The sequence below is a fragment of the Citrobacter sp. On2M genome (genome assembly GCF_018035235.1).
GTDB lineage: Bacteria > Pseudomonadota > Gammaproteobacteria > Enterobacterales > Enterobacteriaceae > Citrobacter > Citrobacter meridianamericanus.
Genome location: NZ_WPCV01000001.1, coordinates 65,591 through 91,044 on the forward strand (window position 1 = coordinate 65,591; position 25,454 = coordinate 91,044).

At 46.2% G+C, this 25,454-nt stretch carries 18 protein-coding genes and 2 pseudogenes; 3 read left to right on the top strand and 17 right to left on the bottom strand.

Going from position 1 to position 25,454, the window contains the following annotated elements:
• Nucleotides 1–14 precede the first annotated feature (14 nt).
• Genes On2M_RS00305 through On2M_RS00320 form a run of 4 tightly spaced genes read right to left on the bottom strand, consistent with a single transcriptional unit; the run spans nt 15 to nt 4,777 of the window.
• Entirely contained in the window at nt 15–962 is a 948-nt protein-coding gene (locus On2M_RS00305) for a fimbrial protein (RefSeq protein ID WP_210904086.1), read from the bottom strand.
• On the bottom strand, nt 953–3,415 hold the full coding sequence (locus On2M_RS00310) for a fimbria/pilus outer membrane usher protein (protein ID WP_210904088.1): 2,463 nt from the start codon (nt 3,413–3,415) through the stop codon (nt 953–955). The genes On2M_RS00305 and On2M_RS00310 overlap by 10 nt, the downstream gene beginning before the upstream one ends.
• 25 nt (nt 3,416–3,440) lie before the next feature.
• Nucleotides 3,441–4,145 carry a molecular chaperone gene (locus On2M_RS00315; RefSeq protein ID WP_210904090.1) on the bottom strand — a complete coding sequence of 235 codons (705 nt, stop codon included), beginning with the start codon at nt 4,143–4,145 and terminating at the stop codon, nt 3,441–3,443.
• A 53-nt stretch (nt 4,146–4,198) separates the two neighbouring features.
• Nucleotides 4,199–4,777, bottom strand: coding sequence for a fimbrial protein (locus On2M_RS00320; protein ID WP_210904092.1), 579 nt, complete (start codon nt 4,775–4,777; stop codon nt 4,199–4,201).
• 482 nt (nt 4,778–5,259) lie between these two features.
• On the opposite strand from On2M_RS00320, the gene On2M_RS00325 reads away from it, so the two are divergent.
• Nucleotides 5,260–5,922 carry a LuxR C-terminal-related transcriptional regulator gene (locus On2M_RS00325; RefSeq protein ID WP_187253896.1) on the top strand — a complete coding sequence of 221 codons (663 nt, stop codon included), beginning with the start codon at nt 5,260–5,262 and terminating at the stop codon, nt 5,920–5,922.
• A 61-nt stretch (nt 5,923–5,983) separates the two neighbouring features.
• On the opposite strand, the gene On2M_RS00330 is transcribed toward On2M_RS00325, so the two are convergent.
• The 3 genes from On2M_RS00330 to On2M_RS00340 form a co-directional block, all read right to left on the bottom strand.
• Complete coding sequence (locus On2M_RS00330; protein WP_187253895.1) at nt 5,984–7,480, bottom strand: C69 family dipeptidase; 1,497 nt, start codon at nt 7,478–7,480, stop codon at nt 5,984–5,986.
• 342 nt (nt 7,481–7,822) lie between these two features.
• Nucleotides 7,823–8,287 carry a hypothetical protein gene (locus On2M_RS00335; protein ID WP_151217068.1) on the bottom strand — a complete coding sequence of 155 codons (465 nt, stop codon included), beginning with the start codon at nt 8,285–8,287 and terminating at the stop codon, nt 7,823–7,825.
• Nucleotides 8,284–9,057 (bottom strand): winged helix-turn-helix domain-containing protein, encoded by a 774-nt coding sequence (locus tag On2M_RS00340; protein WP_151224017.1) that lies wholly within the window; start codon nt 9,055–9,057, stop codon nt 8,284–8,286. Before On2M_RS00340 ends, On2M_RS00335 begins: the two co-directional genes overlap by 4 nt.
• A 574-nt stretch (nt 9,058–9,631) precedes the next feature.
• On the opposite strand from On2M_RS00340, the gene On2M_RS00345 reads away from it, so the two are divergent.
• Together On2M_RS00345 and misL are read left to right on the top strand one after the other, a co-directional pair.
• Nucleotides 9,632–10,249 carry a helix-turn-helix transcriptional regulator gene (locus On2M_RS00345; RefSeq protein WP_151217063.1) on the top strand — a complete coding sequence of 206 codons (618 nt, stop codon included), beginning with the start codon at nt 9,632–9,634 and terminating at the stop codon, nt 10,247–10,249.
• Between the two features lie 74 nt (nt 10,250–10,323).
• Nucleotides 10,324–13,131 (top strand): intestinal colonization autotransporter adhesin MisL, encoded by a 2,808-nt coding sequence (gene misL / locus On2M_RS00350; protein ID WP_210904094.1) that lies wholly within the window; start codon nt 10,324–10,326, stop codon nt 13,129–13,131.
• Between the two features lie 97 nt (nt 13,132–13,228).
• Here the strand turns inward: misL and On2M_RS24130 are convergent.
• From On2M_RS24130 to tviC, 10 genes and pseudogenes are all read right to left on the bottom strand, one after another.
• Nucleotides 13,229–13,300 (bottom strand): annotated as a pseudogene (locus tag On2M_RS24130) (DUF1493 family protein); the annotation flags it as partial.
• A gap of 248 nt (nt 13,301–13,548) precedes the next feature.
• Nucleotides 13,549–13,934 (bottom strand): annotated as a pseudogene (hmsH, locus tag On2M_RS24395) (poly-beta-1,6 N-acetyl-D-glucosamine export porin PgaA); the annotation flags it as partial.
• Nucleotides 13,935–14,184: 250 nt separating this feature from the next.
• Nucleotides 14,185–16,167 (bottom strand): Vi polysaccharide transport protein VexE, encoded by a 1,983-nt coding sequence (vexE, locus tag On2M_RS00360; RefSeq protein ID WP_187253893.1) that lies wholly within the window; start codon nt 16,165–16,167, stop codon nt 14,185–14,187.
• A 19-nt stretch (nt 16,168–16,186) separates the two neighbouring features.
• Nucleotides 16,187–17,491 (bottom strand): Vi polysaccharide ABC transporter inner membrane protein VexD, encoded by a 1,305-nt coding sequence (gene vexD / locus On2M_RS00365; RefSeq protein WP_210904096.1) that lies wholly within the window; start codon nt 17,489–17,491, stop codon nt 16,187–16,189.
• A 22-nt stretch (nt 17,492–17,513) separates the two neighbouring features.
• Nucleotides 17,514–18,209, bottom strand: coding sequence for a Vi polysaccharide ABC transporter ATP-binding protein VexC (vexC, locus tag On2M_RS00370; RefSeq protein WP_210904236.1), 696 nt, complete (start codon nt 18,207–18,209; stop codon nt 17,514–17,516).
• 25 nt (nt 18,210–18,234) lie between these two features.
• Nucleotides 18,235–19,029, bottom strand: a complete 795-nt coding sequence (vexB, locus tag On2M_RS00375; protein WP_210904098.1) for a Vi polysaccharide ABC transporter inner membrane protein VexB — start codon at nt 19,027–19,029, stop codon at nt 18,235–18,237.
• A gap of 9 nt (nt 19,030–19,038) precedes the next feature.
• A complete protein-coding gene (vexA, locus tag On2M_RS00380; protein WP_151217055.1) occupies nt 19,039–20,106 on the bottom strand; it encodes a Vi polysaccharide ABC transporter protein VexA in 1,068 nt (355 codons plus the stop codon).
• Between the two features lie 45 nt (nt 20,107–20,151).
• Nucleotides 20,152–21,888, bottom strand: a complete 1,737-nt coding sequence (tviE, locus tag On2M_RS00385; protein WP_210904100.1) for a Vi polysaccharide biosynthesis glycosyltransferase TviE — start codon at nt 21,886–21,888, stop codon at nt 20,152–20,154.
• Nucleotides 21,888–24,383, bottom strand: coding sequence for a Vi polysaccharide biosynthesis protein TviD (tviD, locus tag On2M_RS00390; RefSeq protein ID WP_210904102.1), 2,496 nt, complete (start codon nt 24,381–24,383; stop codon nt 21,888–21,890). Before tviD ends, tviE begins: the two co-directional genes overlap by 1 nt.
• A 29-nt stretch (nt 24,384–24,412) precedes the next feature.
• Complete coding sequence (gene tviC / locus On2M_RS00395) at nt 24,413–25,453, bottom strand: Vi polysaccharide biosynthesis UDP-N-acetylglucosaminuronic acid C-4 epimerase TviC (protein WP_151224014.1); 1,041 nt, start codon at nt 25,451–25,453, stop codon at nt 24,413–24,415.
• Between the last annotated feature and the right edge of the window lies 1 nt (nt 25,454).

The window sequence follows — 25,454 nt, forward strand, 5'->3', positions numbered from 1 at the left end:
TAAATTAGGAACGATTATTGGTATTCAGCATTGAAATACAAGACTGAGCGCACAATTCCAGGACTAACTTTGTTAGTTGTTTGATAATATTGTGCATAAAACGGGATAGAGTGGTTTCCATTATTCTGATGCGCTAAATGGATATACGTGGTATTTTTTAAGTTGATAACTCTTTGTTGTTGATCCAAAACCTGAATACCTATGCCAACCGCACCTTTGGGGTGGATATTCTGTAGTACACCACTATTACTGCTGTGATTATTCTCTATGCCGCTCCAGCTTAGAATAATCTGAGAAGGTGTTGTAAAATCACTTTTACAAAAAAGGTCGATAGTAAATGGTTTTCTTCCTGCAGTGCTGCCAAGGCCGCTAAACTGCTCAAGTGCTACACTGGGGAGTTTTACGTTGATTGTACGGTTACCTTTGATCGTGCATGACCGGTTGAGCATAGTAATATATTTTGCCGGCACAATAATATCCACCACGGGCAACGATTGAGTGGCACTTCTGATTTGCAGGTTGATCGCACCCGCAGCAGACCCGGCCGCAAGCTGATTATCCAGCTTGATTAGCTCAATATTAATTTTGCTGTTTCTGAACTCATCTGCCGTCGCTTTAAAATCTGATGGCCACTGGATCTTTCGTCCGGTTGAGGTTTCCAGGGTGACTTTAATGCCAATACCGCTCACATTGCTACGCATAATACCGGGCTGTTTCATTGCGGACAGATCCCCAATAATCTGGGCAGAAAAAGGATGGCTGTCATTACAACCTGACGACTGAATATTCTGTAGGGAAAGTGTGCGCGTCTGAATAACCCCTCCGGACTGGATTGACTGTTTATCGTTAACGATTTCCGGTGACAAGATAATCTTTTGTGTGTTCAGGGTACATGCAGCACTGGCTGTCTGATGAATGCCCATTACACACCCCAGAATTAGAACGACACGTATTATTGACATGTGGCCTCCTGATTTTTTAACACGATCGTGCATTTCCCCGTTTCCAGTGAAACGAACACTTCTGGTGAGGTAGTTTCATCAATATAAAGCGCACCACCTTGCCCAACGTAGCCGACATGATTATTAGCTTTGTCGCGGATGATGGCGCCGAATGGCATTTTCTGCTGACCCTGCAGACGAGGATAAATAATATTCTGTTTTCTTAGTATCGTTTCAAAAGTGACTGGAATGACATTACCTTCATACGGCGCAATCTTGGCCTGGGTTTTGGTAAAATTCAGGCCTTCAGTTGAACCTTTTGGATCGATAGTGACGTCGTTTACGCGCCATGGACGAAGCCAGGGCAGAATAGCGTAGCCATTTTTATCGAAGCGGGTTCCAGGCACACCATCAAGATGCGCGCCATGCGCATCAGGCGCATGGACTAATGCGACGGTATCTGAGCGCTCTGGAGAGAACGTTATTCCCCCCGAGTGGCCAACCAGCATTCCACTCATTCCCCCGCTGACCTGGTGCCATGAGTTGCTCTGGCTCCACGTTCCGCTCAGAGAGGTATAAGGCGTACGTATCATGCCGTTTGTCCCCCATTCCACATCACCACCACGGGCATAGCCAGTATTTACGCCCCAAACGATATTATTTTCTTCATCAGACGACGTCGTGAAGCCGAGGCGTGTATTGCTCGCTTTGCCGTTATTGCTGTAGCTATCAGAGGAGATTTGTGTAAAACCGGCGTTATCCCGGGGCAGGAAATAGCTGAATGAGAGCATGATTTGGTCGTCTTTGGTGACGGAGCCCTGTTGATCCTCATTCCAGAAACGCTGGGCGGATATGCTCCAGGTCAAGTTGCCCCAGGCATTGGTATAACCCACGGCATACTGGCGATAGTTATCCTGTTGATCCCAGAATTTCTTAAGAGAGCCAGATAAATAGAATGAGCCCCAGGTGTCGGATAACGGCTGATTAATACTGGCGCTAAACGACTGCTTTTCGCGTAATGAGAGGTATTGGTTGACGGATGCTTGTGTATCCAGGGCATCCAGCGCATCGCGTTGACCGTAAAAGTGATGTGAACTGTATTTAGCTTCCAGCCAGAGCGAGGTTTCTGACCAAGGGAGAGTTCGATTCCATGTCAGACGATATTGTTGTCCTTGCTGGCGATCGTCCTCAAGATTCAGGCGAGATTGGGTGACATCAAGGGCGAATGCGCCAAGCTGGGAATTGAGCCCGCTACCGATGAGGGCTGACTGATAGCGCTCGAATCCGGATGCCCCCGTATACAACGTTAAATAGTTGTTCAGGCCATACTGCCAGTAGGCCTGTGCGGCAAACGGATCTTTATCATAATTATCTTCATTGACGGTCCCAAGGGTGATGCCATAGCGCGAAACGCCGGGTTTTAGTAGTTGTGGTACTGAAGAGTATGGAACGGTAAAACGGCGGATACGTCCGTCTGATTCCTGAATCGTGACCAGCAATTCGCCGCCAGTATTCGCGGGCAACACTGATTCAATCGAGAATGGCCCAGCTGGAACCGAAGACTGATGAATAGTTTGGCCATCCTGGGTAACGGTGATGCGGGCGTTGGTCTCTGCTACGCCACGAATGATTGGCGCCCAATTTAGCGTGCTGTCCGGGCGCATTAAATCCTCAGAAGCCAACCCCATCCCAAGAATAGCAATACTGTCGAACATCTGGCTGTCAGTATAGAACTTGCCAGCGCTGAACATGGATTTCCAACTAGTGATTGGCCGCTTTAGCGTTGTACGATTATTCGTGTAATGGCTGCCCATTTTGCTGTCCCAATTTTGGCTACCAAAATGTTCAATTAGCCACCCGCCAGCGGAGCTGCGGATATCCATTCCCAGCCAGGCGCTGTCCGTACTTGAGCGATTGCTACCGCGTTGCTGAGTACTGTAATAATCTGCGTTGTAGCCGAAATTAATCGCCGGAACTCCCGGTTGCCATAATTCAGGTTGGATATAATTAGTTTCTATATTGTCGAGATAGGCCTGGGGGACGGTGATGTGCAGTTCAAGTTGGCTGGTATTGAGCTTCTCAGTTGTTTTACCGCTGGTATCCCAATCAGCCAGACGTTGGCACTCCTTTGGTTGGTGTGCCAGCGTTTGATTCATTTTCCCTGGGTTAATACCCATACCTGTGAGGAAGGCTTCAGAGTAACAACTGACTAACTCTCCATGATTATCTTTTTTGAATGAGAGCTCACGACGTCCGCGCCAACTATCATTAATATAAATATCTACAATATATGTTCCTGGTAATAAACCAGCGGCATTGAATGATTGTAAATCGTTAAGCGAAGCATTGCCCATCAAGATGGCATTATCAAACTCGTAGCGAGACCTGTCTTCTGCGTGAAGTCCAACTGAAAATAATGAACCATGAAAAATAACGAAACAGGGTATGGTGAGGATCCTTTTACATAAACCCATTGTTAATTCCTTTTATCCCTTTTTATTAATTAACGGTTGTTTTGTGTTCCACAATTCCGCCGTAATCAGTAATTGCTTGTAAAACAACAGACTCGCCCCGGCTAATTTGTTGTTTTGCACTGAGAGTGGTTTTGCTTTTCGGGGCGATCAAGACACCCTCGTTTATGAGTCCATGGCCTGATGACGTCACAACATCTGCAACAGTGATGAAGAACGGGGTAGGGTTTACCAGTGTTATGTCTCGTTGGTTTGCCAGAATTTGTACCTTGCTTTCCGCATTCTGACGGTCACCTAACCCACTGGGTCGCCAGAAAAATTTGAAGCGCGAGCGAATAGCCAAATTGAGCATGGCTGAATTTTCCGTGATGTTATTCTTATCTACGGCAGGAATGTCCAGTATGTTTAGCCACCACATAGACTCTCTGTCAGTAGCGACAATATGTTTATCAGCGACTTTTTTTATTCTGAGTGATTGCCCATTACCTGCGTCAATGCGAGCAATGGGCGGGGAAATAATAAATGGAGTGGTAATTTCTTCTGGTAATTTTTCTGGGTCTCCTTCATCTAACCATATCTGGGCCAGCGAAGGGGATTTTCCTGTATTGGTCATTTGTATCGTTATTTCCGCAGAATCCTCAGCGTAAATAAATCGGGTACCATTAACAATGATATTGTTTGCGTGCGCAGTCGAGAGCGAAAATAGAGCTAATAAATAAATAAAGATTTTCATGAGACCTCTATTAAAATAAATGCTATAGCGCAGAAGGCTATAGCATTGTGTATTTAGAGATAAGTAATGCTATAGTTTGCCTGGGCGCTTACAGGACCCGGCTTAACGTATGATGAATTATTATCTTTCGATATAATGTAACCTACATTGAATTTATAAGTTAAAATTTGGCTACCATTGTCATGTCGGAGATAACCTTTCTCAGGACCAAATCGGTTGCTGTTTTTATTCAGATCAATACTGTTTTGTTTATTATCCGTGATAACTAGCGCTACATTTTTGTCTCCACTACTTGTCATATTTTTGAGATATCCCTCTTTAGTTAAATGGGAATTACCATTCCAGGATAACTTTGGAGTTGCGTTTTCATTAATATAACAATTTTTCACTCTAATACTGAATGATTGGAGTTGTGTTGCATGAGATTTGTTAACTAATGTATTGAGAACCGGGTTTAATTTTACCTGTTTATCTTGATCTCCGGTTTCAATTATGCACGAATTGGCATAAACGTGACCGGTGAAGTTAACTTTCCCTTTTGGACCCGGGTTAGGGCCATGTCCGAAATCTGCCATGGCGGAAGGAATTACGATGGCACAGCTAATTAAAGTAATAATTGATAGTTTACTCATAATGCGTTCCTCATTGAGAGATAGATCGTCCCTATTATCAGTAACATTGTCCGGGCACATTTTGTCTTGCGCCCTATAAGGCTGTCGCCCGCTATCAATTATGTTAGATAAATTATTGTTGTACATCGTAGATTGGACGTATTTCACTCATCCTATGATATTAACAATGATCGTTAAATATGAGCCTTAATGAATTGTTATCATCTGTAAGATGATTGAGGTTAAGATACTTCTTAACTCAACGGGTGATGTTAAAACATATAAAATACAATATGTTAAGTTGTCACTTTTGAAATTTTCAAAAAGTCGCAAACAAAAATCGAACTTTGTATTCGGAAAAAGCGAATGATCGTATTGCACAATTAGCTAAATTTCCATAATTCAATCAGATTATCTTTAATCTTAAGTAATGACTTGTTATTGGTTTTCCATGCAATAACAATAGGGAATATTGTCAATCCTCATTTGAATGAAGGCCACATATGCTTAACATGGACAGTAAGATAATACTGATTAGTAACCAATCAATACAGACGCAGCTGTTGCTGGATTATCTCAATAAGCAAAGCGATATACTGGTTGATTTTGTTAACATTAGCAGACCGGATATGTCTTTTATCGCTGAGGAAAGTATCATCCTCTATGATATTCAGGCATCTAGTCGTAAATTAAAAAATATCTGGTCAAAATTACTTAATGAAAGCGCATGTGGTTTGCGTGTTTATATTATTAATTGCCTGCGTTCGCTCCCGCTCTATGAGAACATGCTATGGCCAAATTTTGAGTCAATCGTACCAAATAATTGCTCTATTGAACATTTATTAACGCTTCTTAAAGAGGGGCGTAAAACCTCTCGTCCACCACGCTCACTGTCACCGCCGCAAAAAAATATAAACCTCACGCCATCCGATAGTGACAACGGAGGTTTAACCGAAAGAGAATATGAAATTCTGACTGAGTTGTCGAAAGGGGCATCAAATGTTGAAATTGCTAACGCATTTTTTATCAGTGAAAATACAGTGAGAACGCATATTTATAATATTTTTAAAAAAATCTCTGTGAATAACCGAACACAGGCCGCCTGCTGGGCCAACTCGCATCTTAGAAGCCCGGTTCTTGATCAACTACCCTGGAAAGAAATGTAAGTATACTGCTGGCACAAAGTTCTGATGTTGACTTTGTGCCAGGATATTATCGTGTCGTTACTCAGTCTTTTTTCGCTGCGTTGGCAAAGAAAATATCAGACTGAATGTCTTTAGTGCGGATGGTAAACAGCTGATTAGTCAGATCTTCCGTCAGCTTCTCGGCGTCAGCCATGATGCGAAGGTTGAAGTCATTCAGCATCTTATCGGCGGCAGGTTTATCGGTTTTCGCCATCTTCAGATACTCTGCTTCGACCTCTTTTTGCTCCTTCGCTACTTTGTCTTCCCACGCTTTGTAGGCCTTTTTGACGATTGGCGCGAGCTTCGGATAATCGGTCATGGTCAGCGTCTGTAATTTACGGTATTTCCAGTAAATGGATTGATCGTCCGCTTTATCGCTACCCATCGTGTAATTAGCCGGATACGCTTTCAGGCCGCTGTAGTACGGAACAAAGGCGGTGAGGTCGGCCATACCCAGACCAATATAGGTCGTTTCACCAATTTCTTTTGGCAACCACGGGCGAACCTGCATAACGTGCGCCTCATAGGTGCGGAAGACGCTGATCGGACGCCATGGCTCTTTACCGTTCAGACCGTTGGTGTAGGGATCATGGCTGGTGCCTTCGTAATGGTTACGCAGTACGGCCTTCACATCGTCCAGCGTCATTTTCTTCTCTGGCGTCATGAAGACCGGGAATTCACGTCCTTTGGCCATATCCTGGTTTACGGAAGGATTGAACTCTTTCTGGATGGTCCATACGCGAGGGTCGTTATACGTACGGTCACGTTCGTCATCACGGGTATAGGCTTTGGAGAAGTTGAATTTACCGTCTTTTGCAGGTTCGTACAGACCTTTTTCGGTCGCAAATTGAATCAGGTTTTTTGACGCCATCATGTCAGGGTTTTTCGGATCGTAATCCTGTAAACGGCCCTGATTGCCGGTGGCAAAATACTGGTTATTCGGCAGGCGTTGTGCCATCCACTGGTGGCCGCTGCCGGTTTCGAGGTACCAGATCTCGTTATCATCGACGACGGCAACGCCAAAGCCTTCACCCGCACCGACGGTCTCAACGATATGGCCCAGCAGCGCCACGGCTTCACGCGCGGTTTTACTTTGCGACAGCAGAATATCCGGGATATCGTCTTCGGTAATCCCCTTATCCTCAACATACGGGTCGGCGGCCAGCGCTTTTGGTGAGGCAAAAATAGATTCTGTACCGCTCACACCGACGCCCAGTTCGTTAAATCCGGTCGCGCCGTGCAACTGGGTTTTCCAGTTTGGAACAGTGGTATAACGCAGCGAGTTTTTGGGTAGCGGCCAGGTAAAGTCATTCGCGCCGTTATGTGCTTTGGTGCTGTATACCCCGGTCTGATTCTGTTTTGCCGGGTGAATGACAAAATGCTGCGCTTTCAGGGCATCGCTGTCAGCGCTACGTGCTACCAGCATGGAGCCGTCCGCTGATGCTTCATTACCGACCAGCAGGGTCGTACAAGCAAAACCTGATGAAACAACGGCTAAATTTATAGAAAGTGCAATCAGGCACTTTTTAAAAGTAAACATTACGTATCCCTCATATGTACGCCAAAAATACACCGGAAACATACCGTTTCCTGAAATGCGATAACGTCTGAACCCTCAGACATTGCTCGCGAGAGAGATAAACGCCCCTGCCCACGCCTTCTCTAAATATCCATCCGTAGATTGAAGTCTTCTGGGCAAAATAAAACGCCCATTTCGCTTAATTATTACGCAATAGATATCGTGATATTCAGGATGTTTCCTGATTCGGGATGAAGAATAGCAATGGGTTATTAGAGGATTCAGTGACCCATGTCGCGTAAGTTGATGATGGAATATATGAATTCCAACGAGAGGGGGCGCTTTTTGTATCTGGATATGACATTACCTTTTGCGGCAGTACAGCGAAGGAACAGTGGAAGTCGCTACTATCCACGCCCCTTTATACTCCTCCATGACCAGACTCAGACGCTGTCCGGTTTCGCGATAAAAACTGGGCAAAGTCTCGTTGATATCGTCTTTATCGGCAGAGTCCGAGAAGGTTTTTACCAGTTGCGTCGACTGCAGCACGCGCGCGTCGTGGTGCTGGGTATAGGTAAAATAGATGTTTCTGCTAATACCTGTGACGTGACGTCCGTACAGTTTTCCGGTTAAGGTTGCCAGTCCCTGATGGTCGTACAGTCGGTACGACACCGTACCGGTAAAGCGGTTGCTGCCAATGTTCCACTCCACGTTACCGACGCAGTTCAACGGTCTGTCGGCGTAGCGTGAATACCATAACCAGGCTCCTGAACCCAGCATCAATACCACCCCGATCGCCAGCAAGATAAGATTGTGTATTTTGTTCATTTCCCGCGCATCCAGTAATAATGAGTAGAACAAAACGCGTGAACATCTATCCGCGCATCCTTATCGCATACAAAGGCCACCATCCTTTGTGCCTTACGGTAACCTGAAAGAAATACATGTTTATTATCTTCACAAAGATCGGGATGCGATTGCATCAGGCTGAAATAGCTTTCCAGATTGTGTTCATTCGGTGAGTAATAAATTTTACAGTTTTCCTGTGAGGGAATTTGCATAGAAACCGACACGAATTTACTAAACGGCATGACAGGGCGAGTCTGATACCACACCAGCCAGATAATCAGAGTAGTAATAATCACTCCGGTGGTTAAGAAAATGTTCCACCAGGGAGTCGACGTTGCTACTTGCGGTGGAGAGGGTATTACCTCTGGAACCTTGTTTTCCTTAATAAATGGTGCTAAGGGGGGCTCGATTTGGGAATGTGTGATCGTCTCCACATGCGTATTCTCATTTAATCTGAGTCCACGCCGGGAAATAGTTTTGACGGTATCACGGGGCAATCCGACATCCGCCAGTGCATTGCGCAACGTCAAAATTGCCTGGTAAAAAGTATTGGTTGTGGTCACATTGTTTCTTTCTCCCCAACCTACTTTGAGCAGCGTGTTCTGAGAAACAATGTCACTTGCGTGAGTAATTAAATAGAGAAAACAGAGCGAGGCAGGGAGTTGCAGTTGAATTGTTCGTCCTGTCTGTCGATTGACCAGGCTTTTGTTATCAGGATTAAATTCGACCAACTGGTTGATAAGGTACAATGCCCGCCCCTTAGTAACGAAAATGTCTCATATGTTGCATTAACATACCCATTTAATATTACATCGAAATGGATAAGACGCCTCTACCTTTGTACTTGATCAAAGATAAGAATTTTGTGTGCAACTATTAAATCCTTTTAATACAATGAGTTATGTTGATGATATCTTAGGTGGTAATTAACTAAGGTTAAATAATGAGAATTAATTACAGGTTTATCTGATTAGTTATTATATTTATCCCATAACATCACAAAGGTTTCTGGTTTTTAGGAATCTTGAGATTTACTAAAATCATTTTGTAAGGTTTTGTTTTAGCAAATAGTGCTGTATTTACGTCTATCGTGATGTCTGGATTTGTGTATAAAACTCCTAATATATTGGCTGTTAGTCTGAGAGAAAGCTTCGTAATACTTATCAACATAACGACATTTACAGGTGGAGATTGTTTTTCTATAGGATTTTATAACAAGTTCACCACTCGACTGTTATTAGCAGAAACGGATTTCACCACGTGTCGGATTGACACATTTATTTACCGATGAAATATTTATGGAAAATAACAGGGGCATAGTTGATGAAGAGAAAGCCGCTACAGAGTGTTCGTTGCATAAGCTGTGAATTATCCTGTGAATTATTTCCGGATGCTGCCGTACGTGCACAGTATTGCCACCGAGCCGCTTTTGCTGTCTGGCCAGAGGGTAATGATTATTTGAAAAAAGGTATTATTGAAAAACTTTTACTTAATAATCATAACCATTTATCCCATGGATTTATTTTTATCGATTTTTCATTCCCGAACTTGCGCTTGTTCACCGACCCGCAATGGGTGGATCGCCTGACGCAGAGTGGTATGCATATCGTATTGATAGCGGACCGGATCCTGGCACCGTTAGCCAATTACTGGTTATCGAAAAGCAATAAAATTCAAGGGATTATTTATTCCAATGATAGTGATGAAGTTCAACATCAGAAAATACGTCGCTTATTCCGGGGGCATCTCGCCAACAGCAAACGTGGGCGTTCATTAAATTATACGGAAATGATATTACTCAAGCGATTTATTTCAGGGATAAGTATTCAGCAAATCACCAGAATAGATAATATTGATGTTAAGAGAATATATGTCTACAAACTTCGACTTGAAGATAAGTTAGGCCTGAGTATTCATAAAATACTCTCTAACATTTTATAGCTGATTCTCATTTTTATTATTTCCACATCATCGCGATGTGGTGGACGCCCTACGCCCGAAAGCAGGAGGCTATTATGAAAAAACCTAAGCATTATTCACGCATTGCTATCGCGGTATCGACCGCGTTAACGTCAATGGTATTTTCAACCCACGCGGCCTGGATTGATATTGACAGTCTGCCTTCCAGTGGACTGGTGAGCAGCCTTTCTCCGGAGTTGCAGGCTTTATTTCCTCCACAGGCGAATGCCAATTTCGCTAAAACCAGCGCTACACCGAATTATGTTTATCAGTGGAGTGCCGGCACTATTCCCGTTTATGGTCATGGGTTAACGCTCAATGGACCAGGAGCAGAAGCCTTCGAACACTCCATTACCGTTATTCAGAATAGCGCGACGGGTAGCCCGGGCGTTATTTTTGGTGACGACCTGACGATCCGCACGCAGTCGAAGAATGCCGCCAACAATGGTAAAGATGTTGACGGTATTCGCACGCACGGGGCTAATACGCCGGATAACCCGGTCTTTATCATCACCGGAGATCGCACCAGCATTTATGTGGACGGTCAGGATGGTGACGGTATTAACGCCGGTTACAACTCCTATAGCCAGGGTTGGAAAGGTTCAGCCAACATTTATGTTGGCGACGATCTGTATATTCAAACCACCGGTAATCAGGGGCGTGGTATCACTGCAAACGCAATGAAAGATGCCACGCAGGCCAAAAATACGATTGTCGTCGGTGACCGGGCACACATTGTGACGATAGGTGACAGTTCAGAAGGTCTTCGCACCGGGCAGAGTGGGTCCTCGATCCGCCTTGGTAATGATGCCACTATTGAGACATCGGGCACTTCCTCAATAGGGGTCTACGCCGCTACATCGTCCAAAACCGAACTGGGCAATAACGCTACCATTTCGGTGAGCGGCGCCAGCGCCCATGCGGTCTATTCCACCAATGCGACGGTGAATCTCGGTGAAAACGCGACGATCAACGTAAACAATTCGGCGAAAGCAGCGTCATACAACAGCAAAGCGCCACGCGGCCTGTATGCGACTTCACGCGGGGCAATAAATCTGGCTGGCGGTGCTGCCATTACCATGGCGGGCAATCACAGCAATGAAAGTTATGCTATCAGCACCGAAACGGGCGGCTCCGTAGATGGCTCCGCTGGCGGGCGCTTCCTTATCGACGGCGATCTTCATGCCGCTGGCGCGACTGCTGCAACCAGCAGCCTGCCGCAGCAAAACAGTACCATTACGCTCAACATGACCGACAACTCGCTGTGGAGTGGGGCGTCATACATCACCAGCGTCACGGCAGGAACGGGGGTTATCTCGCTGCAAATGAGCGATGCGACCTGGAATATGACCAACAGCTCAACGCTCACCGACCTGACGCTGAACGGCGGGTCAGTGGTGAACTTTGGGCATGCTGACGGCGAACCGTGGCAGACGCTTACCATTAATGAAGATTTCATCGGCAACGGCGGCAAACTGGTTTTCAATACCGTCCTGAATGACGATGCCTCCGAAACCGACAAGCTGAAAGTGCTCGGCAACACCACGGGTAACGCGTTTGTGGCAGTGAACAACATTGGCGGAACCGGGGCGCAGACTGTTGAAGGTATTGAGATTATCGAAGTGGCCGGTAATTCTGACGGTACTTTTGAGAAAGCGGGTCGTATTGTTGCCGGTGCGTACGACTATAACCTGGTGCAAAAGGGCAGCAACTGGTATCTGACCAGCTTTATTCCAGCTCCGCCGGATCCGGAAGACCCGGACCCGGTAGATCCCATCGACCCGGATCCGGTTGATCCTATTGACCCCGGTCCTGTCGATCCAGACCCGGTAGATCCTGTTGACCCGATAATCCCTGAACCGGAAATACCTGTCGCACCTCCGGTCACCGAGCAGCAGTATCGTCCGGAAGCGGGTAGTTATCTGGCGAATAACTACGCCGCAAACACGCTGTTTATGACCCGACTGCACGATCGTCTGGGAGAGACGCAGTACATCGACATGCTGACGGGCGAGAAAAAAGTCACCAGTATGTGGATGCGTAACGTCGGGGCGCATACCCGCTTTAAAGACGGTAGCGGGCAGTTGAAAACCCAAAGCAACAGCTATGTGCTGCAGTTAGGCGGCGATTTGGCGCAGTGGAGTAGAGACGGCCTTGACCGTTGGCACATCGGCGCAATGGCAGGTTACGCCAACAGCCAGAACCGCACGCAGTCCAGCCTGACTGGCTACCATTCACGTGGTCAGGTCACCGGTTACAGCGTAGGGCTGTACGGCACCTGGTATGCCAATGACGCAGACAAGACCGGCACTTACGTAGACACCTGGATGCTGTACAACTGGTTTGATAACAAAGTGATGGGCCAGGAGCAGGCGACAGAGAAATACAAATCCAGCGGGGTAACTGCTTCTGTTGAAGCGGGTTATAGCTTCAAACTGGGTGAAAACGAGCGCAACAGTTACTGGCTGCAACCGAAAGCGCAAGTGGTGTGGATGGACGTGCAGGCCGACAGTCATCGCGAAGTGAACGGTACCCGCGTGAAGGATGACACCGATGGCAACCTGATGACCCGCCTGGGTGTGAAAGCCTTTATCAACGGTCACAACGCCATCGACGACGGTAAATCTCGCGAATTCCAGCCGTTTGTCGAAGCCAACTGGATCCACAACACGCAGACGACTCGCGTGAAGATGGATGATGTGAACAACGATATGCGCGGCACGAAGAACATCGGCGAGCTGAAAGTCGGTGTAGAAGGGCAAATCACTCCGCGCCTCAACGTGTGGAGCAACGTGGCCCAACAGATCGGCGACAAAGGCTACAGCGATACCCGCGGTATGCTGGGCGTGAAATATAACTTCTGACGTAGTTGCAGGTAAGGGAAAAGCCGCTGATTAATCGATCGGCGGCTTTTTTATTCGCGAAGCGGTAGGTCGGATAAACGGCATCCATCAATAAGGCTCATTCATAAAGCCATTTACCCGCTTTTGCAGACTCAGTCAGCATGCGGAGTGTTAATGGCTGCGGCTCATCGTCATCACTGTTACAGGTAAAAGAAGCATCGTGAGGTCTGGAATGTCTTTGAAATCCTCAGGGACGCCTGGAAGTATGTGACATGGGGAGAGGGGCAGGCATACTGGTGTGAACCTAAGGAGCATTATCGCGTGAGAGGAGAATGAGTGATCTCTTATGACGATGCCAGGGGCTGCAGAGGTAGGCAGAGGTATGCACTACATCCTGAGCTACCTCAGCAATCAGCGCTTCACTGGGTCTGCCGTAGGTACTCCCTCCGCCTGGCTAGCAACTAACAGCGCGTCCCAGTTTTTCCCCTGAGAGTGATATACATAGGCAAGTTGCGCATTGGCGTCAGCACCCGGATGTGCCTGCAACCATTTATTCGCTTCAGTAAGAGCTTGTTGATTGTAGCGAGCATTTGCCCACGATAGCGCTGCCAGATTTCAATAGTGGCGATGTCGTTGTGATCAACTCAGATGGAAACTTGCCGCCAGTCGGCAACCTGATTTGTCGTTAGCGCGCTTTGCTTTCCCTGACCCTCAAGATAACGCAATAACGGCACACTATTACCACCCCGCGCTTCAATAACTAAAGCGTCATGATCTGATATCGCTGTAGAGATTTGCATAGGGAAAAGAACGCTTGACGTAAAAGCGGATTTCGATGCCCTATTTAACCTATCTGAGGGAGGACTTCAGGATACTGTCTTCTGGTAACCCTCCGACAAACAGAACTACAATCAGGTATAACGTAATTATTGTATAATTCTCCATTTTTCATATCGTTAGAACGAAAAAACACCCGAACGTTAATGAACGGATGCTTTCTAAATAGAATAACTTAGTTTTACTTGGCGGCTGCATCGCCTGGTGCGCCAAAGGCATTGCAGGGCAAACGTCTTTTCAGCCCAAAGATGATTCATCCTTGCGCGTGATGTTTCGCCAAATCCCCCCCGAAAGTCTCAGATTTTCCGGACCGCTTTTCAGGATTTCGGTCACACAATTCAGGTAATTGTCTTTCCAGCGTGTAATGAAAGAAGACTGGCTTTCGAACCTCTGCGGATCGACCATTTTCTCCAAAACAAAATGGATGCGCCCATCTCGCCACACCGGAACACCAAATACGGTGGGTAAGTGCATCTTCCAGGCAAGACGAGAGCAAAAGGTGGAGTAGGTAATCTGCTGGCCAAAAAAGTCGATAGTCGGCGCGCTCAAATTCAGCGCGCCGTCTATCGCCACAACAAGCGACTGCCCACTATGTAAAGTCTGTATGCAGGCCCTGACTACGTCCGCTTCGCTTTTATCGCTAACCGAAATCAACCGCTCACCGTAGCCCCCTTTGAGCACGCCAGGTGTGGAAGCCACCCACTTGCTGTTCATTTCCAGCAAGGACAGGATCATCGGCCCGGCATACATTGCGCCCAGATGAGCCGATACAACAATGCAACCACGTTGATCAAGCTGCAGTCGTTGGAAAAATTGCTCGACATGCGATATATCGGCCAATCGGTACATCGGTTCGTCGGCCTGCTCTCCACGGCATTCAAGCCAGTCGAGGAGATAATTATCTGCAAGATATCCCCACTTCGCCCGGCGTTCCCATTCATGGCGCTCGATACCGGACTGCCTGCCAGCAATTTCCCATGCCCAGTCAAGGCGCTCAGGTGGTAGGTTAACGGCAGATATTTGCCCATCAAGCGCCAGCAGCCCCTCTTCGAATGACTGAGGCAGATGGCTCGCTCTGGCCTGAATATAGTGCTCAAAGACGTCTTCCGCTTTGCTTGTTTTCCCCGCCTGTAACAACGCCGCCGCGGCATAACGGTTCCATTTACTCGTTGCCCCTTTTTCCTTTGCAAGTTGTACAAACTCATCGCTGGCAGCAGCGTATTGCCCAACCTGACGCAGTGCTCGGGCATACATCGCTCTGACATAAGGAAGGTCAGGATGAGTCGCGAGCGACTGCTGCAGTAACGGAATGGCTTTCTCATTCTGACCCGTTCTGATTAAGGCATCGGTATACAGGGTCACGATACGTAAATTATCAGGATTAAAATGCAGGGCGTGAGACCAATGCTCAGCGGCCTGAAGCTTCGCTTCCCGGCCACGACCGAATTGATAGTAGGCAAGTCCCAGACTACGACGCAGCGTTGCACCATCCAACCCACGGGCTATTGCGGACTCCCCAGTCTGAATGGCTTCCTGGTATTTACGGGCAGCGCACAGCGTATCAACCGCCAGCCCCGCCGACTCCTGACTTTCTAACGCGAAGAAAGGGAGCAATGCACGAGCCAGGTCATGATCTTCTTGTCGGCGGCTTTTATTTAAGAAACTGAGACAGGTTGCAATCATATCTCCCCGCGGGGGAAATTCCTGCGCCTGTGTTCTGGCCAATGAGATTGCCTGTGACTCTTTATCCACCAGCGCCAGGCTGCGCAAATGGAGGGCAAAAATTTTGCTATTGCCCGAAAAAGCGAGCCATGCCCGCTCGGCTAAGTCAGCAACAGTCGCATATTGTTTACTCTTAAGCAGCACGCTTGCGACCAGCAGGACATCCTCCGACTGGCACACATTCACCGCCAGCAGTTTATTAACCACCTGTAGTACAGCATCCCGACGATGTGATGCCAGCGGCGAAATAACCCAGCGTCGCAATAAATCACGGCCATTCTTTGCAGTCAGAACACGGTCAGACAACAAAGTTAGCCCGACATCTGTTTCATCTCTACGCAAACACGCGATAGCGAAGAGAATAATGTTTTGCTCATTTCCAGCACTATCTCGCACTTTTTCGGGATGCTGACCGAAATAGTGGCATAGCCCCTCCCAATCCTCTCGTTTGAGCAGGGTGGTTGGCGATATTTTTTCACATGTAGAGTGCAAGTTCATCGTATTTCCTTACTCTGCCTTATTCACGCATCCGCCTGATGGTTATCAGGAGAGAAGTCACCAGGTACGCGATGCCCAGCAACACGAAGAACAGTAACCACTTTGTTCCATCGGCATAGCGAGTGGTGTCAGACACCGTCATCGGTTGAGAAATAATCAGCAAATACCGTCTCTCACGTAAAGCTTGAAGCTTCCCTTGCTGTAAGGTCTGTAAGGCAGATTCCCAGCGTGTTTTGGCGATCTCGTTCTGCAGGCGAAGATCTTCAAACAAGGACAGGCTTTCTGAAGAGCCTTGCGACCCTAACTTATTTGACAGGCGGTTACGCTGTTCGCCGATCTGCTTTTCCAGTACCTTGATTTTGGCCGACAGGCGAGGAATAAGGGGGTTCTGATCCAAACCATTAGCCATTAATTGCGCGTACTCTGCTTTCGCTTCCGCCAACTGCGTTTCAAAGCCAGCAATTAATTGATAAATCGCGGTCACGGTTTCCTGCGGTTCAATATCTTTTTGTATATGCTGTATTTTTAGCAATTCTAGCCGAACTGCCCCCAGATTTTCCTGGGCCGATTTAACATCGTTTTCCAGCCATAAAATCCGTTCCTGCTGCATCCGCGCTGAAACGGTATTAACGTGCTGTTCAGCAAAAGCCAGAATACGCTGGGCAAAAAATTCAGCCTGTTTCGCACTCCGCGCCTTCACGTTTAAACGCAGCATGCCCTGTTGAATATCGACAGCAACCGAGACTTTCGATAAATAGTAACGGTAAGGATCATTATTAATACCCAGAGGTGCATGGTAGCGGGAAAATAATGCGATATCGTCTTGCGCGAAATAAGATAAAAAGCCAAGCTCTTTTTCCATCCGCTCCATCATTTCTTTCGAAAGTATAAACTCGCGAACCTGAAAGCTTTCCGACATCTCATTGCCTGCGCCAAAGAAAGCTGTTCCAGAAAAATTATCCTGGCTGGCATCCGTTTGCACAATAAAGGTGGCATCCGCGCTATAAAAACGCGAGGTTAATAGCCACGATATAAGCATAATAACCAGCAGCGGCAAAGCAATATAAAGAAAGAGCCGACGTAGCGATTGTTTGGCTTGCTGAACACGTCGCTCTTTAATAACCAATGACGCTCTACGGACAGAATCAGCATCCGTCGCGGACCATCCGGCGTCTGGTCGATGATGACTTTTCGAATCTGCCTTTTTTTCCGTCTGGCTAAGGGCGCGTTCATCCTCTTTTTGTTGCAGTCGCGAGGCCCGGCTTTCTTCTGCTACCTTCGCCCTTTCCTCTTTCCATTTTTTAATACGTTCTGAATTTTCCACACGCTATCCGTATATTTTCTATCTATATATCAAAGGAATAATCATCAGCTTGAATCGTCGCCTGATTTGACTGATTTTGTTCAAAAAGCGCAGATGCCTGTGCTAAATCTTCACACATCGTAATTTTTCCATGTAGCAAAACGCCAAACGCATGACAGTGTTCTTTAATAAGCCGAGGGTTGCGCGTTAGTACAATCAATCCTTTCTGTTGCAGCTCAAGCGCTAGCGCCGCCTGCATACGCAACTGTGAGACATTATCCCCGGTGTACAGCTTGTCATCGGCAATATAAAGGCGGCAGGGAAGCAGTAAATTAATGGCAAATGCCAGATGCGCTTTCATCGTGACAGAATATTCACTCACCCTGTCGGTATAACGCTGTTCAAGCTGGGTCAATTGATAGCAGAAATGTGAAAACTCATCGCCATCCAGGCCATAAAGACTTGCCATCATGCGCGCATTTTCTTCGCCGGTTAACCCTGGCAGAACAAAAGCATTTGCCCCCAGCGGGAGCGCATCGCCCCGTAACCCAATAAAATCCCCTTCATCAGGAGCATCTATGCCGCACAGCAATCGAGTTAGCGTCGTTTTGCCTGAACCAGGGGCCGCCAGAATACCGATGTGCTCATGGTAATCCATGACAAAATCTGTTTTATCAAGGACCACCCGCGGGCCCTTATCAGACTCAAAATAGCGTGTACAACCTAATAAACCGAACACGAACGCGTCTCTCCTGAAGCAAAAGTCATTGATTTTCAGCGTCACAGATCAGGTGAAAAATGATGCCCGCGAGGAATAACGTTGCGGAAAATGCCAGAGGGTAAAGAGGTTCAAGGTACAAGGAGTGATACCCCTCAAACATTCCTTCTCTGACTATCTCATTAGCATGAAGTAGAGGGTTCCAGCTGAATATGCTTAATAATGAATAGGGCAATTCATTCGCCGTATAAAAGACAGCCGAAATCAAAAACATAGGTCTTAGCACCACAGGAACGGCTTTGTAGACCAGCGGGAACCGTTCAGACAGGGCATCACAAAAGTAACCAAACGATAACCCCAGAAGCCATGCGATAACCATCCCTTCAAAAATCAGGATCGGTTTCTGGGCTTCCCAACGAGAAAATATAAGAAAGTTAATCAATGAAACAATAATATAAATGATAACCGCATTAACAAATTCGACTGCGGCAAGAGCAAAAATTACATGCCTTTTCTTAACCTGCGAGACAACCGCCAACGATGTAAAGAATGAACGGGTGCGCATAGTTGCGGTAATGGTATAACGAAATAACAGATACGGTAATATACCTGCAATAACAAAGCTGATATCGTCAGTGAATATTGGCACCGTGCGATTTAAATATTGAAAAGAAATAACGGTAATGGTTATCCATACCAGTGGTACGGCCAGCACCATCATATAGTTTAGCAAATTACCGTTATAGCGTGTTTTGATATCGCGTGACATTAACAAAATGATTAACTCACAGACAGTAATGAGTTTCATAAAATAATAAGTATTATTTTTCAAAATATTCATATGGCGACGTTAGAAAGAGTTTGAGCCGCGGATCAAAAAGCTATCGAATGCGGCTTTCACCTTAGCGAAATCAGTCAAAGAGGCGTTCGAGATATAGATAACATCGCCGTTTTCCACTCGCATGGCCTGTGCTAAAAACACCGAGTCAGGTTGGCTCATATCGACATGATAGATATTCAGCTTACGCATCTGCTGTTTCGCCTGTTCCGCTTCGTTATGCTTGTACAGAAAAACCGCCTGCGGATCGGCAAGATTGTCATTTAATCCTTTCGCCAGTGCCAAAGCATCCACCACGCTGGAATGACGCTGAACCAGAGCATGTTTCCCCTGAACACCCGCTGCGCCGAGCACATTAACATACTCGGTCACTTGACGTAGAGTGATACGGTCATCCGGCTGTAAGGCAATATCCAGCTCGGGATACTGATAAATATCTGACAGTCGCGCAGTGAAATAATGCTGCTGGCGCGTCACGTGAACTTCCATCATATCTGCGCTGGTATTTTCTACTGCCACTGCCGTTGCCAAAAAATGACTCAGACGATTCATACTCTGTTCGAGAGGGTAACGACCCGTTTTCCCGCTGCCCTCGATCGTCACCATGGCCCCGGTGCGGGCGGTAAGTGTCACTAGCACCTGGGGATTCAGGACAACGCGCGCAAGTCGCTGTCTGATCTCATCAGCCAGTTGCGTCACATCCAATCCAGTAACCGGGATTGTCCCGGCATAAGGCACCTGAACGGTATTACCGTCAGCCACAAGAATATTTTCAAAATCCGCACGGTCGCCGCTCGCGTTATTGGATAAATACCCCGCCCCGCCCGAGGATAAAATAGTGATATGCAGCACATCGCCTTTAGCCAAAGATGTCCAGTGCCAGTTATTTGCGACAAAGACCGGATCGACAATAGTTTTCGGCACAGTATCGGTATCACTCATTTTTAATGTCGGAGTGACTTCGACCAGATTATAACGAGGATCGTCCTGATTAATCAGGCTGGATTTAAATACCGCCCTGGGAATAGTACATCCCGAAAGCAGGAAAAACGTCGTTAACAATATAATAATTTTTTTCATGGCTTATTTTATAAATGAAATAACTGAAAAAATGCTGCCCATTAATTAACGAGGCTGAGAGGAAATGGTTTGTACAAACGTTCTCACCATATGTTCCACGGTGAAGCGTTCTTGTAAAAATGACCGCGTCTGTTCGCAAATACCGGTTCTGCTGCGCCATAAATTGACCAACTGTTCTGCATAGCGGCAAGCCTGGTCAAGATTGACCGTCAGTGCATCATCAAGAATGAAACCTGAAACACCTTCTATAAAGCATTCTGCCGATCCACCAGCAGGGGTTGAAATCACCGGCACTCCGACCATTTGTGCTTCAATGAGCACATTGGGTAGCCCTTCATAACGCGAAAACAAAATGAATACATTCATTTTTTGCAGCCAATATCCCACGTCACGCGAAACGCCAACAAATAGTACTCTTTCCAGAATCCCCAACTGTTCAGCGCGTTGCTGTGCTTCAGCGCGCATATCCCCATCGCCTACCAACACAAAGCGCGTGGCGGGGTGGTGCTGTAAATAGCGTGCTGCAAAATCAATCCATGCAAGAGGGTTCTTATCGCCGACAAAGCGGAAAACGCCGCCGATAGTCGTGTCCGCATCCTGTGTTTTTTGCGTAAACTGCTGCCAGATTTTATGTGGCACCTCAGAAGAGGGTTCGGTAGATGGCGGTAAGACGCCGTTATATACAACCTGGAAGTGCTTCGCCTCCAACTTCAGCCAGTCGGCATAATGGCGGGTCACACAATGGTTGTTACTCATAAAATCAACGCCAGGCACAACCGCCAGTGCCTGGTAGAGAGGCTCGTATTCCGGCTTGAACAGACGCTTTCTCACTACCGGCGGTAACCCACGTAATCCCAGTTGAATTCTGGGCACGCCAGCAATCAACGCTGCAAGCGCAATCATCAGACAAGCGCCATCCTGCCAAACGGAGAGATAATCCGGCTTGCGCTCGCATAAGTGGGGGACCAGATGCTTGATGCCGTAATTACACACCGGCGGCAGATGAGATAACAATAAGCGCAACTCCGGAGATTCTATTGTCGCATCATCAAAGAAGTTTCCGGTAATCTTCGCGATCTCAAGCACCTCGACCTGTTCTTCCAGCACTTCTTTCAGGAAAAAATCTTGCCTGAGTTCCGGTGTCAGGGAGCGAATAATGAGCTCTACCGGTTCTTCTACTTTCAGGTCGCCAATTTTCCCCTGTTGCCGATACTTTCTGGCGATCTCGATAGCCAGCCTGGAAATCTGACGTTCTGCACCACCGCTACCTAGCGAACCAGTACAGAGCGCAAGACGACCGAAAGACCCGACGGGAAGCTGTCGAGGTTGACGATTTCGGTAGAACAAGATGGCATGCTTCATTGCAATAATACGGGTGTTGGTCCCCACAGGGATCGTTTCCCCTTCAAGACGTTCAAGCAAATCGCAGATCTTATTTATTTTGCCTAAATAATTGTTATATTTTTTCTGTACGTTGTTGCTAACCTTTTTAAGAATTAGCTGCGCATCTTTGGCTAGCCCCGTATTATATAAACGCCGTGCATACTCATAACGTGCTTCATCATTATTTTGCGCAATCAGCGTTTCGTAGAGCGCGTATGCACGCTCCGTTTCATTGAAATCATGAAGAAATTCGGCTTTTTTTAGCATAGCTAATGAAGTTAAAGCTTCAGCCGGTAATTCATTGTCAATTAACGTAATAGCTTGCTCAAGCTTCCTCTCTTTTTTCAATGTTGAAAGTGTTTTACCTAGCACAGCTATCTTTTCTTCCTGCGTAATCATTACGACTTCCCTGATGTATTTTTTTGTAATGCGGTTATGCAGGTCGAGATCTGCTTGGCCACTGGATCCGTTGGCCCATTCACTTTCTCCAGTCGCTGCCAATACTGCAAAGCCTGGTTGTAGTCGCGTAAATGCATTGCATTTAATGCAGCATATTTCAAGGCATAAGCATTTTCGCTATCAAAAACGAGTAATTTTTTCGCATAATCTAGATGTTCATAAGATGCGATAGTACTGCCGCCATCCTTCAGTGACTCATTAAATAACCTGATAATTTGCTTAAATTCACGCATCAGGCGAGAAGCATCAGGATCAATTCGTTTCAGGCTAATCAATACAGATAATGCTTCATCCAGACGACCTTCACTTTTCTTTTGACGTACATATTTAAGTGCTCTGGTTGCAACATTGCGACACTCTTTCTCAAACAACTCGTTCATCGAGGCATTCTGGAATGATGGAGAAATACTCATGACGTTAGCAATCAAATCAATGAGGAACGGAATGTTGTTAATATGACGTATGCTGCGTAACATAATCGACTGCAGGCTGGTAATGTTCGAGTTACGAATCAAGGTCATGTGTGCCAACGTGCACGCTTCTTTCCAGGCACCAAGATTCACCAGAGTTCTTGCACAATATACGGTGCTAATGGGATCGAACTCCAGAAGTGGCCACACAATTTTCGCCCCTGTCAGGATATTTTCATAATCCCCGCGCTCATACATTTCTCTTAATTTCTCGCGCCATGCCGTTTTAACTTCATTATTAAAGCGTGAAATACGTGCATGGGGATAAACCATAAATGCAGAGTAGCTGTACACCAGCGAAGTACTCAGTGAGACAAAATTATCAACCGAATGTAGCGACAGCGCGGTATTGTTCCATGCCTCAAAAACGTCGTGGAGTTTATCTTTATACGAGGTGCTAAGCGCCTGATGATAGCTCATATTTTTGATGCAGAAAGCTGTGCGAATGACGAGACCGGTATCATGAATCGTCGACAATACCGTCAGCGCAAATTCTGACTCATGGCGGAGTAGCTGCTCGAGCGCATGCATGAAAATCAATTCATCACTAAATTTGATTGCCAAAGATAACGCTGTTTCCATAAACGCATCATTTAGGCACTGCGATTGAATGCCGGCATGGAAAGCTTCGGAGAATGCAGTGCCATCATTGAAATATTGCGTGCTGCTCAGGAAATTAACCCATCCGCTTTGGGTTTCAGGATTCAATAACAGCACACGTTTCCAGTATTGATATGACTTATCAAACAGTTGTAAAGCATCGGCTGAGCCGGCGGCAACAGTAAGTACTTCTTCATCTTCAATTTCATTGGAAAGCATCATTTCGGCTGTCGATAAGGCTTCCCGCCAACGCGCTAATCCATGTAGAGACCTCAGTCGACAACGTAATGTACTGTCCGTCGTACCGATAATTTTCTCAACATCACTAATATCCTGATAAGCCTGTTCATAATAACCTAAACGGCTGAAAATTACGGACCGAAGTTGGATCAGAACAGGCTCTTGCTGCTGATTTCTTAATGCGGCAAAAAGTTGCTGTGATGCAGCAATAATGTCGCCATCTGCAAGCTGCTTAGTGATCGATAAGGTAATCTCACGTATTTTATCTTGTTTCTCTTGCCGCCCCTCATCAAGATGATGATTAGTATTGTTGATCACTCCCTTAAAAATAGCCGCAACGATCGCGTCACCAAACATGTCGGTATAATGAGTAAGATCGTCGCCATTTTTTTCCAGGGCACGTTTCTGCCCCCACTTTTCCATCAAATTTGTCGGGTTAACGCAAGGAATACCCATTCTGGCGGCGATAGCGTCGACATTTTTAATTAACCGACTGCGGGACTGAATGACGGTTCCGGCACGAGTCACGGCATCAACATGAGTCATAAACATAACGCGATCGTGACCAAGAAGCTGAACGATTTCGATCATATCCTGTTCGATAGCATGCTCATCCATCTGCTCGACATTGATATTGCTTAATAAGGCACGATCGTCTTCCGACATTCCGGCAAAACAGGGATCGTCTTTGAGATAGGCCAGCAGTTTATGTTGATTTCCTTGCGTGGCCAGCGACCAGTACACACGCGCCCGCTCTGTTTGGCTAAAAAACTCATAGAAATGACGAGTTAAATAATTTATTTGTAAGCAGAAACCATAGGCCATAATCTTCTTCTGACTTGAAATCTCGACGATATAGAAATCAGAACGACTATGAATATCGGTGTTTGAATAGTTTACGGCAGGTCTAAAAATAAAAGGCCGGACCTTTTCTGGAATATCTATCAAGCCCAAAATAAAACGTACCTGCTGTAATGCCTCGCTGCTCGTATGAGTAAAACCATATACTTTTTTAAAGTTAGCCTGAAAATTAAAATAAGGCTGAGCTCGTTTTACCGGACTCACAATACGGCAACTACCAATGGCTGTTAGCGTAAACATCCCTGACGATTTCATTAAATTCATCCACGTGAAAGGAAAGTGAGTAGTTATACTCAGGAATACAAAGCAGTCTGTTTATCGATATACCATTTTAGAGTCTGCTTAAGTCCTTCTTTGATATCAAATTCAGGTTCATATGAAAGAAATGTTTTTATTCTGGTAATATCTGCCTGGCTATGTTTAACGTCACCGTCGCGAAAATCTTTATAAATTGGTTCAGCTCTACTTTGTTCGTCCCGCCATAAATTCAGCCCATCGCGAATGAGATAATAAAGTTCATTTAACGAAGTTCTATCTCCAACAGCCACATTATAGACTTTATTTTTTGAGGCTAAATCATTAGTCGTTGCTGATAATAGATTGGCTTGAATCACATTCTCTATATAGCAAAAATCCCGACTTGTTGAGCCATCGCCATTGATATAAATTGGTTCATCTTTAAGAAGCGATAGTATCCAGCGAGGAATGACTGCAGAGTATGCTCCGTTAGGGTTTTGGCGGCGACCAAATACATTAAAGTAGCGTAGGCCAATAGCATTAAAATCATAGCTGCGAGCAAATACCTCGGCGTACAATTCATTGACGTATTTTGTCACCGCATACGGGCTTAATGGCCGGCCGATCCGTTCCTCAATTTTAGGTAAATCGGGATGGTCACCATAAGTACTACTGCTTGCGGCATAGGTGAAACCAGATACATGTGCATCTCTCGCCGCCGTCAACATATTTAAAAAACCATCAATATTAGCGCTATTTGTCGTGATAGGATCCTTCAAGGAACGTGGCACGCTTCCCAAAGCGGCCTGATGTAAAACGTAATCGACGTTCTCACAAACAGCCTGGCAATCGGCAAACGATCGGATATCCCCATGAACAAAGGTAAACCGGGACCATTGTTCTTCACTGACAGCGGCACGCACATCCTCTAAATTATGTTGATAGCCAGTTGAAAAGTTATCCAACCCAACTACAGTTTGATTTAAAAACAGTAATTCTTCTAACAATCCAGAGCCGATAAAACCTGCTACGCCAGTAATAAGCCAACGTTTTGGTTCAAGAACGAGTTGTATTTTTAATTCATCATAAGCTGTCATG

Coding starts and splice junctions, on each gene's coding strand:
- On2M_RS00305 (WP_210904086.1), bottom strand. CDS start 962: ATGTCAATAATACGTGTCGTTCTAATTCTGGGGTGTGTAATGGGCATT.
- On2M_RS00310 (WP_210904088.1), bottom strand. CDS start 3,415: ATGGGTTTATGTAAAAGGATCCTCACCATACCCTGTTTCGTTATTTTT.
- On2M_RS00315 (WP_210904090.1), bottom strand. CDS start 4,145: ATGAAAATCTTTATTTATTTATTAGCTCTATTTTCGCTCTCGACTGCG.
- On2M_RS00320 (WP_210904092.1), bottom strand. CDS start 4,777: ATGAGTAAACTATCAATTATTACTTTAATTAGCTGTGCCATCGTAATT.
- On2M_RS00325 (WP_187253896.1), top strand. CDS start 5,260: ATGCTTAACATGGACAGTAAGATAATACTGATTAGTAACCAATCAATA.
- On2M_RS00330 (WP_187253895.1), bottom strand. CDS start 7,480: ATGTTTACTTTTAAAAAGTGCCTGATTGCACTTTCTATAAATTTAGCC.
- On2M_RS00335 (WP_151217068.1), bottom strand. CDS start 8,287: ATGAACAAAATACACAATCTTATCTTGCTGGCGATCGGGGTGGTATTG.
- On2M_RS00345 (WP_151217063.1), top strand. CDS start 9,632: ATGAAGAGAAAGCCGCTACAGAGTGTTCGTTGCATAAGCTGTGAATTA.
- misL (WP_210904094.1), top strand. CDS start 10,324: ATGAAAAAACCTAAGCATTATTCACGCATTGCTATCGCGGTATCGACC.
- vexE (WP_187253893.1), bottom strand. CDS start 16,167: ATGAACTTGCACTCTACATGTGAAAAAATATCGCCAACCACCCTGCTC.
- vexB (WP_210904098.1), bottom strand. CDS start 19,029: ATGAATATTTTGAAAAATAATACTTATTATTTTATGAAACTCATTACT.
- vexA (WP_151217055.1), bottom strand. CDS start 20,106: ATGAAAAAAATTATTATATTGTTAACGACGTTTTTCCTGCTTTCGGGA.
- tviE (WP_210904100.1), bottom strand. CDS start 21,888: ATGATTACGCAGGAAGAAAAGATAGCTGTGCTAGGTAAAACACTTTCA.
- tviD (WP_210904102.1), bottom strand. CDS start 24,383: ATGAATTTAATGAAATCGTCAGGGATGTTTACGCTAACAGCCATTGGT.
- tviC (WP_151224014.1), bottom strand. CDS start 25,453: ATGACAGCTTATGATGAATTAAAAATACAACTCGTTCTTGAACCAAAA.